We start from the raw sequence: 12676 nt of genomic DNA on the forward strand, positions 1-12676 counted from the left end.
CGGCTCAGTAGCTCAGTTGGTTAGAGTGCCGGCCTGTCACGCCGGAGGTCGAGGGTTCGAGCCCCTTCTGAGTCGCCACTTAAAACTCAACCTAAAGTAAACTTAATATGGCTCCTTGGTCAAGCGGTTAAGACACCACCCTTTCACGGTGGTAACAGGGGTTCGATTCCCCTAGGAGTCACCATTTTATCCCATGATTTATTATATGGGCGCATAGCTCAGCTGGGAGAGCACCTGCCTTACAAGCAGGGGGTCACAGGTTCGATCCCTGTTGTGCCCACCATAAATTTAATACGGCTCAGTAGCTCAGTTGGTTAGAGTGCCGGCCTGTCACGCCGGAGGTCGAGGGTTCGAGCCCCTTCTGAGTCGCCATTTAATTTAACAAAAGAAAAATAAATTTGCTGGCATGGCTCAACGGTAGAGCAGCTGACTTGTAATCAGCAGGTTGTAGGTTCGATTCCTATTGCCAGCTCCAATTTAATATGGCTCCTTGGTCAAGCGGTTAAGACACCACCCTTTCACGGTGGTAACAGGGGTTCGATTCCCCTAGGAGTCACCATTTTATCTCAGATTTATTATATGGGCGCATAGCTCAGCTGGGAGAGCACCTGCCTTACAAGCAGGGGGTCACAGGTTCGATCCCTGTTGTGCCCACCAATTAAACTTAATATGGCTCAGTAGCTCAGTTGGTTAGAGTGCCGGCCTGTCACGCCGGAGGTCGAGGGTTCGAGCCCCTTCTGAGTCGCCAAAGAAAAAGTCTTAGTATTACTAAGACTTTTTTTGCTTTTTATAATAGTTTAAAGTTTATTCAAAAAAATAGAGCCTTGAATTGCAAGACTCTAACTTTTATTTGGTTTTATTAAGTTAAGTTTAACTCTTATATCTTCTCCATAAAACTTACATAATTTAAAGTTTCCAATTAACCTTGAACTAATTCTTTCGGTATAACTCTTGGCTAAATCAATAAGAGAAAGATTTGTTGAAATAAGCATCTTCTTATTTTTCAATAGTTTAGCATTTAAAAGATTAAATAATTCAGTTATGGTAAACTCAGTTATCTGTTCTGCACCTAAATCATCTATAATAAGCAAATCACAATTAATCAGAAGATCTTCTAAGTCACGATTGTTATCAAATTTGATTTCTCTGAAATTCTTAATAAGTTCATCAGAAGTTCTATAGAGAACTAAATAACCACTGTCTAATAAATCTTTAGCTATAGAATCAGATAAAAAAGTTTTTCCTGTACCAGGACCACCAAAGAATAATAAGTTTTCATTATGGTTTTTAAAATTTGGAATGTACTCTTTTAAGATATATTGATAAATAGTTTCTATATTCTTTCTAGGAGAGTATTTCTCCATATCTGTTTTATGAGATGAATATAATGATATATCCCAATTATCAAAATTATTCTTCTTTACAGCTTCAGCTAATTGAGAATTTTTATAATACACTTGAACTAACTTTGCATTATAACATGAACATGGATTTACGCCTACATAACCAGTATCTTTACAAATGTTACAGTGATAATGAATATTTAAGTAGTCTTGGGGATATCCTTTAGAAACTAATAATTCGTATTTCCTTGCCCTTAGATCCATAATTTTATTTTTAATTTCAAAAACTAAAGCTTCAGAATTATTACCAGCTTTCAATATGCTTCTTGATAAGTGCAAAGATTGTTTTCCTATTTCCTGATCTAATTCAGTTATTTCAGGATAAAGTCGTTCTATTTCTTGTTTTCTAGCTTTTAACGCTTTTGTTTCATTTTCTCTTATTTGTTCATAAAGACTTAAAACTTCAGCTTTATAACCTTTAATCATCATTATCCCATCCTAATAATTTTTTTTCTAAAGAATCATAATCATAATTTCTTCCCTCGAAGTTATCGAATCTAAGCTTAGATTTTTCTTTTTCTTTAGGTTGATATGTGTTTTTTGTATTTTTAGATCTATAAGCAGCCTCTTTCTCGGCAATAGAGTCAAGGGTCTTTAAGTTGTCTGCATGCCATTTAGATAATATTCCATCAATATATTTAAAATCTGCACGATTTAATCTCTCAAAGCATATATTACATGCTTTATATATTATGTCTAGTGAGAAATTGTATTTAGAAATCCACTTATCTAAAAGTTCCTCTTGAGGTTTCATAATTTCAGAGTTTTTAATTCCCAGATAAGAAAGTATATTTTTTATTTTCACCCACTTATCTTCAGATTTTTTAATATAGTTTTGAGCATCTTCTATAGTCTTTATATTATTATCATTCCATGCTAAGGCAACTTTTTCTATGTAGCGGGCGTCTCTTTTTCCTTTTGAAACGCAATATTCAATTAATAATAATATTAACTCTGAAGTAAAGCCAAAATCTTTTTGCCAACTTAAATAAGAAGTCATTTCTTTAGGGGATAAGGGTCTTGCAATAAGTTTTTCGATATCTTTTAACATATCCTTAGTAGAATCAGTATTTAGTGCATCTAGAAGACTTATACTATTAGAAGTTTCTTCATTTTCTTCTGCAAAACTAGTAAATTCTAAATTGAAGTTATTCATTTTATCTATTGGTATAAGCTTTAGTAGACCTTCTTCCTGCCAATAATATAAGGCATTCATCACATCAGATTCTAAAAGGTTAAGCTTTGTAGCAATAATTGAGGAACTAACACCTAATTCTCCAGACAGAATATATTTAAGCATTAAAATATATACCTTAACAAACTCTCCGCGTGCTTTAGGCATATATTTTTCAATAAATATATTATTTACTGGAGTGAAAGAAACAGGTGAGTTTTTTAACATAAATGTACTCATAGGCTATCTACCTTTCACTAAAATTTATATACTTAGATAATCTAGTATATAAAATATAATTATTTCTAAGTGTAAGGATATTATAACAAACAGAGATACTTAATACAATTTTCAATTTATTATACTAAGTTAACATTAAAATAATAGGTGGTATAGTATTTTAAATTTTGGGAACAGTAATATTTGTGTTTAAAAAAATAAAGTTTTAAAGAGGATTAACAATGAAGTGTAGCCTGAGAAAGTTATCAAGAAAAGTTAATATAGAGACATTCTGTGAAAAAATAATTAATGATAAAAAGATAATAGTTCTAACGGCATTATGTTTGTTGCTTATTACATATTCAAATAGAATATATGATGAAAGAAGATATTATGAAGTTTATATAAATGATAGATTTATTACTTATACAAATAATAAAAAAGAAATAAAAAAAGAATATAAGGAAGTATTGAGCTATTTAAAGAGTAAATATGAAGAAGCAGATATAGATAAGACCACCTTGGTTTTTAAAAATATTTGGAATAAAGAGTTTCAATTATCAAAGGATATTGAAGTTAAGGAAAATATACTCAAAAGTTTGCAGGGAAGTGTAAAAGCAAAAAAATTAATTTTAGGGGATAGAACTATAGGATATGTTTCATCTGATAAGGAAAAAAATCAAGTATTTGAGGCGCTTGCTAGTGCATATATAAAAGATAATGGGATTTCTAAAGATGAAATAAAGAAAGTTGACGTTTCAGGAAATATAAAGTTAGAAGATGAAACAATAAATATATCAAAAATTGAGCCAATAGAAATTATTGCAAGTAATATATACAATGAAAATAAAAAATCAACTAATCCCTTAATAAAAATAGATATAGTTGTAAAAAATACTGTTAAGGAAGAAATACCGCCATCAACTAAAATTGTTTCAACTAAAGATTTATATTGGGGAGAAAGCAATACAGTCCAAGGTAAGGCTGGGACAAAAGAAGTTTTAAGAGATTTAACCTACGAAAATGGTACGGTTATAAGTGAGCAGAGAATTTCTGAAAAAGTAATAACAAAAGCAACAGATAGTATAATATATAAAGGAGCTAAAGATCCTATTTCTAGTGGCGTAGCATTTTTAGATCCTCCATCAAGAGGAGGTATAACTTCAAGTTATGGAGCTAGGTGGGGGTCTAAACATCACGGGATAGATATAGCAGGAAATACAGGTGATCCCATTGAAGCTGCATTTGATGGAACTGTAGCTAATACTGGATATAATAGTATATACGGAAATATGATAGTGATAGACCATGGGAAAGGTGTAGAAACAGTTTATGGACACTGTAGTAAAATTCTTGTGAGCGCTGGAGAAAAGATAAAAAAGGGTGAACTTATAGGAAGGATAGGGACAACAGGAAGAAGTACTGGTCCACACTTACATTTTGAATTAAGAGTAAATGGGGAGGCTATAAATCCAATTAAATACGTTAAATAGAAAAAAGAGAGCTTTTTTAATTTATAAATGTAAAGCTCTCTTTTTCTTAAGTAAATTTATTAGAATAGTTTTGATAAATTTACATAACCTTCACCATATAAGTTTTTATCATAATCTATAGATTCACAGGATAATTTTAATATTGAAACTAAATCCTTAAAGCCTAAGCTTGGGTTATTCTCAAAAATAAGTGCGCACAAGCCAGTTATATAGGCGCAAGAGCATGAAGTACCACTAAATGTTTCATAAGATTTATTTAATTTAGGTGCATATATCTTAACACCATTTCTTTCTGGAATATAATATTTATGAGTATTTAAAGAAACTATATTTTTAGCGGCAGCAGACAAATCTGGTTTTTGAATGTTGCCTGAAAAACCACATGAGGAATATTCATATGGCTTAGGCTCATTAGTAGTATCTAAACCCCCTACAGTTATACAATTTTTTAACATAGCTATTCCTGTAATTGATAAGGAGTCATTTTTCATGCTACCAGAAGGAACTATAGGAACAATATTGTTATTAATTAGCAGCTTAAAAGCATCAGAGAAAAGATCAAGAATATAAGCACTATTTCCTAAGTATTCGAACGGTAAACAAACTAGTTTAGTTTTTGTTATTTCATTCGTAGATATAATAGAATTTATAGATAAAAATATGTTTGAGATATAGCCTTTGCCAGTTAAATCGAAAGCTTTATAGGAATAAATAGAAGATTCAGGGGCAATTCCTCTAAAAGAACTTCTAGAGCAATGACCACTTCCAGAAATTATTCCGGCGACCATTGTCCCATGACCATTATCATCATAAGGATAACTATATTTATTAATAAAATCATAAAAACCAGCAATTCTATTTGAAGGAACAACTAAATCTTCATGAGGGTATACACCAGAGTCTATTATTCCTATGGAGACCCCCCTACCTGTTAACATATACTTAGTGCTTGAAGGTACTCTATTAGCACTTATAGTGGAAAGTCCCCCGCATAAGTGGCAGAATTCATCAAGAAAAATAACTTCAATTTGTGGAAACTCAGATAATCTTTCTAAGGCTCTCTTATTTACCTCTGCAAAAATTAAGTTTAATTCAGGGAAGGATCCAATATGTGTACCATTATAAGATACAACTTTCCGTTCAATATCCTTAAGGAAGCTTTTACACTTTATAATTACTCTGAATTTTTTATATAAATTAAGTGAAATTATTTTCTTGAGATAAAAATCTAATTTGGTTTTTGAGGAAAGCATAGTTAACTCCTAAAAATTAATTCTCTATATTATATATATATGATATTAATTTAGACACTATAATAAATAATGAGCTAGAATTTAACTACTTGACCTATTTTTGCAATAGCTACTTTTTCATCTTCAATAGAAGTTAATGAAGTAAAAGTTTCATTAAAGTCTTCAAGAGATAAAATAAAGGTCTTATAATGAATTGGAAGCATGATTGGACAATCCATCATTTCAAACATCTTGTAACTTTCTAATGGGGAACAATGCATCGCTAAAAACTTATCTGGTTTATAACATCCTACGGGCATTAGAGCAATATCACAACTGATACCTTTAAAATTTTCTGTATATGCAGTATCACCAGCAAAAAACACACTTTTATATTTTCCTCTAATTAAAAATGAATGACTTTCAGTTGGTTTTCCTAAATAATATCTTCTTCCGTCATGTTTTGCTTCTATGGACTTAACCTTTATTATGCCATCATCATAGACCTTACCGTGATTTAATATAAAAACATTTTTAAAGCCCAAAAGGGTTAGGAATCTCTTATATCCCTTTGGGGCTATAACTTTAGCATCTTTGTTAATTTGCATTAATGAAGAGAAATGTATGTGGTCAGAATGACCATGGGATAAAAGAATATAATCAAATTTTAGAGTTCTTAGGTTCATTGGAATCTTAACTTGCCTTTTAAAATATCCTAAATTATTAGTAATAACAGGGTCTGTAAGTATCAGCTTTCCCTCGAGATTTATTATTGTCGTAGCATGGCCATACCAGTAAACAGAATTGTTCTCAATTGGGTCATTAAACTCTACACCTGCGGGTTTACCGTAAGTTTTTATGTTATTTATTGTTAGTGTAGTTAAGAACTTAATATTTGATAATACCTTCATTTCGTACTTTTAGAACCTCCATTTAAAAACTATTATTCCAATAATCATCAGAACAACGCCAATGATCTCATTTATACCAAAGGTTATTTTTGTTGAATCAAAAACTCCAAAAGCATCTATAAGACCTGCAGCTGTAAGTTGAGCTACTAGAATAATTCCTATAGCATAGGTAGCTCCAAGATCTTTTATACCATACATTACAGTGAAAATAATAATTACTCCTAAAACTCCGCCAAGTAGATATAACTTTTTAGCACTTAACAATTGCTTGAAATCACCTTTGCCGAAAAACCAAGTAATTATAAGTGTAACAATAAAGGCAGATCCTTGAACAAAAGCATTTGTTTCCCAAGTACCAACTTTTTCACTTAACCTTGTATTAAATACTCCTTGTAATGACATTGCAAGACCAGCAATTATAGAAAAAATTATTCCCATATGATTTATCACCTCAAGGGTATTATTCCACAAAAAATCTCTAAATATAAAAAGCTAAGGAAAACTTTTTATATTCCTTAGCCATCAATCGTTTATTAAGTTATATGTATATTCTATCTTGATAGGCTGTAAATATCTGAAAAAAACATATCTTCTATAATCTTTTCTGAATAGCCTAAACTTATGCCGATGCTTACAAAATCCTCAATGAGTGTTTTATAATGATCTTGTGAGGGAGAAATTATTAAGTCGTTAAGATCTATAAGAATATTTAAAAACTGATCACTTAAACAATAGTCATTAGGTCTAATTTCTATATCTACTAAGTCGGAATATTTTTTATCTAAACCGATGTTTAATATACAACTTAAACATTTAATGTATTTAACCATAACATTTTCTCTTGATATAAGTTCTTCTTGAGAATCTTTCCAAAACTTAAAGCATTTAGTTTCATTTGCTAATTCGCTGATTTTTGTATGAAGAGCTAAGAATCTTCTAGCTGTTAATTGATAATCACTAAGCTTTTCATTTATTATTAACTTATTGTTTGCTTCTTCTTGTGCATTAAAAAACTTTTGTAAATTCATAATATTTACTCCCCCGTTTCAACTTAGCAAAACCTGCTTTCTATATTGTACATAATCTTTTCAATATTGAAAAGAAGGGGAAAACGAATACACGGAATTTTCAGAAAAATTTTTTTTAAATTTATCAAAACTTATATTAATAAGTCTTCAACCTGTAAGATTTTATAACCATTTCTTTCTTATTATTTACTGGCTTCCATAATTCAATTCTATCAATTTTAGCCATATCGTAGAATCCTTGAGTCTTTGCAGTACTACAAGCTAATTCATACTCATTCTTTTTCCATTCTCTTTGAGCGAAGTTTGAATTTGCTAATGATACGTGAAGATCCCAATATTCAATATTATCTCTAACATTAAAACCATGGAGTTTTAGTGTATCATTTATGTTTCTAGATAATCTACTTATATATCCTTTTTTCTCCACCTTAAGATTAACAGACTTATGAGGTTCATTAAAACAAATTATATCCTTAAGTTCTACCTTAAATCTCTTATATGGATTTATAATTTTTGTTAAAACTGCATCTAACTTTTCAATATTTGGGTCTTCAATAATTTCCAAAGTTATATGAAGCGTAGGAAGATTTTTGTATAACCTATGCTTTTTAGAAATACTCTTTTGGATAGGTTCAATTTGTTTATATGACTCATCATCAAATAATGCTACTAGATAATACCTCATTCTATACCCTCACTCATTGTAAATAATTTCATCATTTCTATAGATTATATCACATTTTTACAAAGTAAAACTAGTATAAAAAAAATTCTTAAGAACAATACTAGTTTTGAGTGAAAGGAGGGATTAACTAATGGATCATAATGAAAGCATTGGGTGTACAGTAGAAGAATGTAAATATCATTGTAAAGATGATGATTATTGCACTTTAAATCAAATACAAGTAGTAAAACATGAAATGAAGGCTACTACAACAGAATGTACTGATTGTGGAAGCTTTGAAGCTAATTATTAATAATTAAAATCGAACCTAGCGGTTCGATTTTTTACTTTTTAGAATAGTTATGAAAACTCATTAATAAAATTAATTTGTTTTTAATAATATTAATTAAATATCCTCCGTAAAAATTAAATATTGCTAAAATGTTCTTAAACCCAACAAATTACTAAAAAAAACCACTAAAAAATTATTTAAATATTCTCTGTTTATGTTATAATGAAAACTAATGGATATATTTAAATAAGCACTAAATAATTAATAATTACTTAAATATATGAAATTGATGGAAAAAATGGATAATTATTTTGAATTTGGGAACTTTAAAATTATATTATAAATAATTTAGTAAGGGTGAATATAAATGGAAAGATTAGTTATAGAGGGAGGCAGATCCTTAAGAGGAGAAGTTGAGATTAATGGTGCCAAAAATGCTGCGGTTGCCATTCTACCAGCTGCCATTTTAGCTAGTGAAAATAAATGTTTAATCGATAATATACCTGACATAGAGGACGTACATTGTTTAGAAAGAATACTTAAGGGATTAGGTTGTTCTGTAAATAAAATTGATAGAAATACATTAGAAATAGATGCAACAACAATTGCAAGCGTAGATGCATGCACAGAAGATGTGAGGAGAATGAGAGCTTCTTACTATTTTATTGGTGCGCTTTTAGCAAGATTTAAAGAAGCAAAAGTTGACCTTCCAGGGGGATGCCCTATAGGAGTAAGACCTATTGACCAACATATAAAAGGATTTGAAGCATTAGGTGCTGACGTAACTATAGAACATGGAGCAGTTAGAGTAAAAGCGGAAAATTTAAAAGGAGCCAATATATTTTTTGATGTTGTAAGCGTTGGAGCTACTATTAATGTTATGATAGCAGCAACATTAGCAGAGGGAACTACTGTGCTTGAAAATGTTGCTAAGGAACCACATGTTGTTGATGTGGCGAATTTCCTGAATTCTATGGGAGCAGATGTTAAGGGTGCGGGAACAGATGTTATAAGAATTAAGGGGGTAGACTCACTTAAGGGATGTAACTATAGTGTTATTCCGGACCAAATTGAAGCTGGTACATTTATGATTGCAGCTGTTGCTACAGAAGGAGATGTATTGGTAAAAAATGTTATTCCTAAGCACTTAGAGTCTATTTCAGCAAAACTTATTGAGATGGGTGCTAAGGTAGAAGAGGGTGACGATTCAGTAAGAGTTTATGTAGAAGGACCGTTAAAAGGTGTAAATATAAAAACTGCACCATACCCAGGATTCCCAACAGATGTTCAGCAACCAATGTCAACTTTATTAAGTTCAGTAGCTGGAAGAAGTATAATTACAGAATCTATATGGGAAAGCAGACATAAGCATATAGATGAGCTTAAGAAAATGGGAGCAAATATAAAGGTTGAAGGAAGAACTGCAATTATAGATGGAGTTAAGAAATTAACAGGAGCTATAACTAAAGCAACAGACCTTAGAGCTGGAGCAGCTATGGTTATTGCAGGATTAATAGCAGAAGGAAAAACTGAAATATTAAGTATAGAACATATAGATAGAGGGTATCCTCATATTGAAGAAAAATTTAAAGCACTAGGAGCCCAAATAACAAGAATAGAAACTGAATAAAATTGGGGGAACAAGAGATGATTTTTTGTTCACTGTATAGTGGGAGCAGCGGAAACTCAATTTTCGTTGGTTCAGAAAATGCAAAAATCTTGGTAGATGCAGGTCTTCCAGGAAAAAAGATAGATGAAGCTCTTGAATCCATAGGGCAAAGTCCAAAAGAATTAGATGGGATATTTATAACCCATGAGCACACAGATCATATTAAAGGGGTTGGAGTAATATCTAGAAAATATGATATTCCAATCTACGCAAATGATTCTACTTGGTGTGCAATGGAGTCTGGTTTAGGAAAAATAAAAGAACATAATATAAGAGTAATGGACAAGCGAACTACTGTAGAAATAAAGGATATTAGTGTTAAGTCATTTAATATTCCACATGATGCAGCAGGACCAGTTGGATATACCTTCTTTTCTAAAGGAAAGCAAGCTAGTGTGGCAACTGACTTTGGAACATTTACAGAGGAAATAAGGGATAATATAAGAGATTCTGAGGTAATACTACTAGAAAGCAATCATGATATTGAGATGTTAAAGTATGGACCATATCCCTATGTTTTAAAAAGAAGAATTTTAAGTGAAATAGGCCATTTATCAAATGAAGATTGTGGCAAAGCGATAGTAGATTTATTTTCTAATGGAAAACTCAAGAATTTATTTTTAGGTCACTTAAGTAATACAAACAATCACCCTGATTTAGCATATCAAACAGTAATTAATGTGCTTAATGAGAACAATATTAAGGTAAATGTAGATCTTGGAGTTGCAATTGCTGAAAGACATAGACCTAGTAATTATATAGAATTCTAAAAGGAGAGAAAACTATATGGATAATAAAATATTAGCTTGTGAGGAACATATAGATGAAGCTTTAGATGAATTCATTGTAGAGAAAGAAACATTTCCGATTTTGGAGAAGGTTCAAGAAGGAGTATGTAGTTTTTGTAAAAAAGATGCCAGCTATTCCTTGGAAAAACAGGGATAACTTGCTATTACATATAAGCTTTAGTATAATTTTTCATAGGGTTTTGGTCGTAGAAGACAATTAAGTTCATAAAAGCCGTATAATAAACATAATTAAAGAAGAGGAGAAGATAAAATGAGTCTTTACAAACAATGGACCGACATGGTTGTAGAATATGTTAAAACAAGAGGAGAAGAAGCTTTTTGGGAAGAATATAGCGATATAGAAACTAGAATTTACAAAAAGTTACTAGCAAATCATAATGAAGTTGCCAAACTAAGTATAGAAGCTTTAGCTAAAGAATTTAATGCATCTAATGAGTTTGTAATGGGATTTGTAGATGGTATTAATGATAGTTTAAAGACTCCATTTGATTTAGAAAAAATTACTGCAGAAGAAGAATTAACTTTTGACATAGATTTTGAAAACTTATACTTTAATATGTTAGATGCTAAGGCTGAATATTTGTATGAGTTACCACAATGGGATGGAATTTTCTCTGTTGAAAAGAGAGAAGAAATAGCTAGAAAATACAAAGATTCTAAAACAGTAAGAAATGAAAATAAAATTGGAAGAAATGATCCTTGTCCATGCGGAAGCGGAAAGAAATACAAGAAGTGTTGTGGAGCGGGAAAATAACATAAAGATAATTATAAATAAGGAATCCTTAAAGGGATTTCTTATTTTTTTTGGATTTGTTTTGGTGTTATAATAATATCATTAGGAGGGTGATAGTTATGGATAGTAGTATAAGCTATGTTAAAGAGAAAAAAATTGAGAGAGTAATTGATGCATTAAATAAAAACAACATGAATGGATATCTTGTAAATTCTAAGGAAGAGCTAATTGATAAAATTAAGGAACTTGTTAAAGAAGGTTCAAAAGTATCTTGTGGTGGGTCAATGACACTTTTTGAAACTGGAATAATAGAACACTTAAGAAGTGGTAGATATGATTTTTTAGATAGATATAAAGAAGGCTTAAGTGGAGAAGAAATAAAAAATATATTTAGACAATCATTTTTATGTGATGCATATTTTGCTAGTTCCAATGCAATAACTGAAAGTGGAGAAATATATAATGTTGATGGGAATGGTAACAGGGTAGCGGCAATATTATATGGTCCGGATAAGGTAATAATAGTGGCTGGATTTAATAAAATAGTTAAAGATTTAGATGAGGCAATAAAGAGAAATAGAGCAGTTTCAGCTCCAGCGAATGCTAAAAGGCTTAATAAGGCGACTCCTTGCGCTAGAGTTGGTTATTGCATGGACTGTAAATCTCCAGATAGATTATGTAGAGAATATACAGTTATAAAAAGCCAAGGCAATAAGGATAGAATTCACGTAATTTTCCTTAATAAAGAGCTTGGATATTAGAATTGAATTTAAGATATATATTTTAGGATCTCTAAAAAAGGTTTGACAAAAAAACCAAAAGGTGTATATAATACTTATAAATTAAATAATAATTTTATAATCTTATCACGAGAGGTGGAGGGACTGGCCCTATGAAGCCCAGCAACCAGCGTAGGTTCCATTTAACTTATGTATTGGTGCTAATTCCTGCAGTTTTAATTAACTGGTAGATGAGAATAGATTTCTGTTGCTGTTTATCACAATGTCAGGGTTTATTCTCTGGCATTTTTTATTTTCCAAAAATATTAA

At 30.9% G+C, this 12676-nt stretch carries 14 protein-coding genes, 8 tRNA genes and 1 riboswitch; of the genes, 15 read left to right on the forward strand and 7 right to left on the reverse strand.

The features are described 5' to 3' along the window. The first annotated feature begins 1 nt into the window (after position 1). The 8 genes from JK634_RS01710 to JK634_RS01745 all read left to right on the forward strand — a co-directional run bounded on the left by JK634_RS01710 (position 2) and on the right by JK634_RS01745 (position 748). A tRNA-Asp gene (locus JK634_RS01710) sits at positions 2 to 78 on the forward strand. Positions 79 to 109: 31 nt separating this feature from the next. Further along, positions 110 to 184, forward strand: a tRNA-Glu gene (locus JK634_RS01715). A gap of 23 nt (positions 185 to 207) precedes the next feature. Further along, a tRNA-Val gene (locus tag JK634_RS01720) sits at positions 208 to 283 on the forward strand. 12 nt (positions 284 to 295) lie between these two features. Next, positions 296 to 372: transfer RNA gene (locus tag JK634_RS01725), tRNA-Asp, on the forward strand. A 28-nt stretch (positions 373 to 400) separates the two neighbouring features. Then, positions 401 to 475 (forward strand) — tRNA-Thr (locus tag JK634_RS01730). A 9-nt stretch (positions 476 to 484) separates the two neighbouring features. After that, positions 485 to 559: transfer RNA gene (locus tag JK634_RS01735), tRNA-Glu, on the forward strand. A gap of 22 nt (positions 560 to 581) precedes the next feature. After that, positions 582 to 657: transfer RNA gene (locus JK634_RS01740), tRNA-Val, on the forward strand. Between the two features lie 14 nt (positions 658 to 671). Beyond that, positions 672 to 748 (forward strand) — tRNA-Asp (locus JK634_RS01745). A 91-nt stretch (positions 749 to 839) separates the two neighbouring features. Here the strand turns inward: JK634_RS01745 and JK634_RS01750 are convergent. Together JK634_RS01750 and JK634_RS01755 are read right to left on the reverse strand one after the other, a co-directional pair. Beyond that, complete coding sequence (locus JK634_RS01750) at positions 840 to 1829, reverse strand: ATP-binding protein (RefSeq protein ID WP_202765906.1); 990 nt, start codon at positions 1827 to 1829, stop codon at positions 840 to 842. Further along, on the reverse strand, positions 1822 to 2817 hold the full coding sequence (locus JK634_RS01755) for a DnaD domain protein (protein ID WP_202765907.1): 996 nt from the start codon (positions 2815 to 2817) through the stop codon (positions 1822 to 1824). Before JK634_RS01755 ends, JK634_RS01750 begins: the two co-directional genes overlap by 8 nt. A 221-nt stretch (positions 2818 to 3038) precedes the next feature. On the opposite strand from JK634_RS01755, the gene JK634_RS01760 reads away from it, so the two are divergent. Then, positions 3039 to 4289, forward strand: coding sequence for a peptidoglycan DD-metalloendopeptidase family protein (locus tag JK634_RS01760; protein WP_202765908.1), 1251 nt, complete (start codon positions 3039 to 3041; stop codon positions 4287 to 4289). Between the two features lie 59 nt (positions 4290 to 4348). Here the strand turns inward: JK634_RS01760 and JK634_RS01765 are convergent, their stop codons facing one another. The 5 genes from JK634_RS01765 to JK634_RS01785 form a co-directional block, all read right to left on the reverse strand. Then, positions 4349 to 5542, reverse strand: coding sequence for a S8 family serine peptidase (locus JK634_RS01765; protein ID WP_202765909.1), 1194 nt, complete (start codon positions 5540 to 5542; stop codon positions 4349 to 4351). 74 nt (positions 5543 to 5616) lie between these two features. Then, entirely contained in the window at positions 5617 to 6432 is an 816-nt protein-coding gene (locus JK634_RS01770) for an MBL fold metallo-hydrolase (protein ID WP_202765910.1), read from the reverse strand. A gap of 9 nt (positions 6433 to 6441) precedes the next feature. Continuing rightward, positions 6442 to 6870 (reverse strand): DMT family transporter, encoded by a 429-nt coding sequence (locus tag JK634_RS01775; RefSeq protein WP_202765911.1) that lies wholly within the window; start codon positions 6868 to 6870, stop codon positions 6442 to 6444. 113 nt (positions 6871 to 6983) lie between these two features. After that, positions 6984 to 7460: a dUTP diphosphatase gene (locus JK634_RS01780; protein ID WP_202765912.1), complete on the reverse strand. Its 477-nt coding sequence runs from the start codon at positions 7458 to 7460 to the stop codon at positions 6984 to 6986. Positions 7461 to 7596: 136 nt separating this feature from the next. Then, on the reverse strand, positions 7597 to 8145 hold the full coding sequence (locus JK634_RS01785; RefSeq protein WP_202765913.1) for a 2'-5' RNA ligase family protein: 549 nt from the start codon (positions 8143 to 8145) through the stop codon (positions 7597 to 7599). Positions 8146 to 8275: 130 nt separating this feature from the next. Here JK634_RS01785 and JK634_RS01790 point away from each other — a divergent pair, with 130 nt between their 5' ends. The 6 genes from JK634_RS01790 (at position 8276) to JK634_RS01815 (ending at position 12388) form a co-directional block, all read left to right on the forward strand. Beyond that, positions 8276 to 8437, forward strand: a complete 162-nt coding sequence (locus JK634_RS01790; protein WP_202765914.1) for a DUF1540 domain-containing protein — start codon at positions 8276 to 8278, stop codon at positions 8435 to 8437. A gap of 346 nt (positions 8438 to 8783) precedes the next feature. After that, complete coding sequence (locus JK634_RS01795) at positions 8784 to 10046, forward strand: UDP-N-acetylglucosamine 1-carboxyvinyltransferase (protein ID WP_202765915.1); 1263 nt, start codon at positions 8784 to 8786, stop codon at positions 10044 to 10046. Between the two features lie 17 nt (positions 10047 to 10063). Continuing rightward, positions 10064 to 10855 carry an MBL fold metallo-hydrolase gene (locus tag JK634_RS01800; RefSeq protein ID WP_202765916.1) on the forward strand — a complete coding sequence of 264 codons (792 nt, stop codon included), beginning with the start codon at positions 10064 to 10066 and terminating at the stop codon, positions 10853 to 10855. Between the two features lie 16 nt (positions 10856 to 10871). Beyond that, the gene (locus JK634_RS01805; protein ID WP_202765917.1) at positions 10872 to 11030 is read left to right on the forward strand and encodes a CxxH/CxxC protein; all 159 of its coding nucleotides are present in this window, start codon (positions 10872 to 10874) and stop codon (positions 11028 to 11030) included. Between the two features lie 114 nt (positions 11031 to 11144). Continuing rightward, complete coding sequence (locus JK634_RS01810; RefSeq protein WP_202765918.1) at positions 11145 to 11648, forward strand: SEC-C metal-binding domain-containing protein; 504 nt, start codon at positions 11145 to 11147, stop codon at positions 11646 to 11648. A gap of 98 nt (positions 11649 to 11746) precedes the next feature. Beyond that, complete coding sequence (locus tag JK634_RS01815) at positions 11747 to 12388, forward strand: lactate utilization protein (RefSeq protein ID WP_202765919.1); 642 nt, start codon at positions 11747 to 11749, stop codon at positions 12386 to 12388. Between the two features lie 99 nt (positions 12389 to 12487). Then, positions 12488 to 12604: riboswitch (SAM riboswitch) on the forward strand. The last annotated feature ends 72 nt before the right edge of the window (positions 12605 to 12676 follow it).

This window comes from Clostridium paridis, assembly GCF_016765615.1.
GTDB classification, from domain to species: Bacteria; Bacillota; Clostridia; order Clostridiales; family Clostridiaceae; genus Clostridium_T; species Clostridium_T paridis.

What these genes read in the sequence shown, in the direction of transcription:
- JK634_RS01790 (WP_202765914.1), top strand. Translation starts at nt 8,276, where the DNA reads ATGGATCATAATGAAAGCATTGGGTGTACAGTAGAAGAATGTAAATAT.
- JK634_RS01805 (WP_202765917.1), top strand. Translation starts at nt 10,872, where the DNA reads ATGGATAATAAAATATTAGCTTGTGAGGAACATATAGATGAAGCTTTA.
- JK634_RS01795 (WP_202765915.1), top strand. Translation starts at nt 8,784, where the DNA reads ATGGAAAGATTAGTTATAGAGGGAGGCAGATCCTTAAGAGGAGAAGTT.
- JK634_RS01815 (WP_202765919.1), top strand. Translation starts at nt 11,747, where the DNA reads ATGGATAGTAGTATAAGCTATGTTAAAGAGAAAAAAATTGAGAGAGTA.
- JK634_RS01765 (WP_202765909.1), bottom strand. Translation starts at nt 5,542, where the DNA reads ATGCTTTCCTCAAAAACCAAATTAGATTTTTATCTCAAGAAAATAATT.
- JK634_RS01755 (WP_202765907.1), bottom strand. Translation starts at nt 2,817, where the DNA reads ATGAGTACATTTATGTTAAAAAACTCACCTGTTTCTTTCACTCCAGTA.
- JK634_RS01760 (WP_202765908.1), top strand. Translation starts at nt 3,039, where the DNA reads ATGAAGTGTAGCCTGAGAAAGTTATCAAGAAAAGTTAATATAGAGACA.
- JK634_RS01775 (WP_202765911.1), bottom strand. Translation starts at nt 6,870, where the DNA reads ATGGGAATAATTTTTTCTATAATTGCTGGTCTTGCAATGTCATTACAA.
- JK634_RS01750 (WP_202765906.1), bottom strand. Translation starts at nt 1,829, where the DNA reads ATGATTAAAGGTTATAAAGCTGAAGTTTTAAGTCTTTATGAACAAATA.
- JK634_RS01810 (WP_202765918.1), top strand. Translation starts at nt 11,145, where the DNA reads ATGAGTCTTTACAAACAATGGACCGACATGGTTGTAGAATATGTTAAA.
- JK634_RS01770 (WP_202765910.1), bottom strand. Translation starts at nt 6,432, where the DNA reads ATGAAGGTATTATCAAATATTAAGTTCTTAACTACACTAACAATAAAT.
- JK634_RS01780 (WP_202765912.1), bottom strand. Translation starts at nt 7,460, where the DNA reads ATGAATTTACAAAAGTTTTTTAATGCACAAGAAGAAGCAAACAATAAG.
- JK634_RS01800 (WP_202765916.1), top strand. Translation starts at nt 10,064, where the DNA reads ATGATTTTTTGTTCACTGTATAGTGGGAGCAGCGGAAACTCAATTTTC.
- JK634_RS01785 (WP_202765913.1), bottom strand. Translation starts at nt 8,145, where the DNA reads ATGAGGTATTATCTAGTAGCATTATTTGATGATGAGTCATATAAACAA.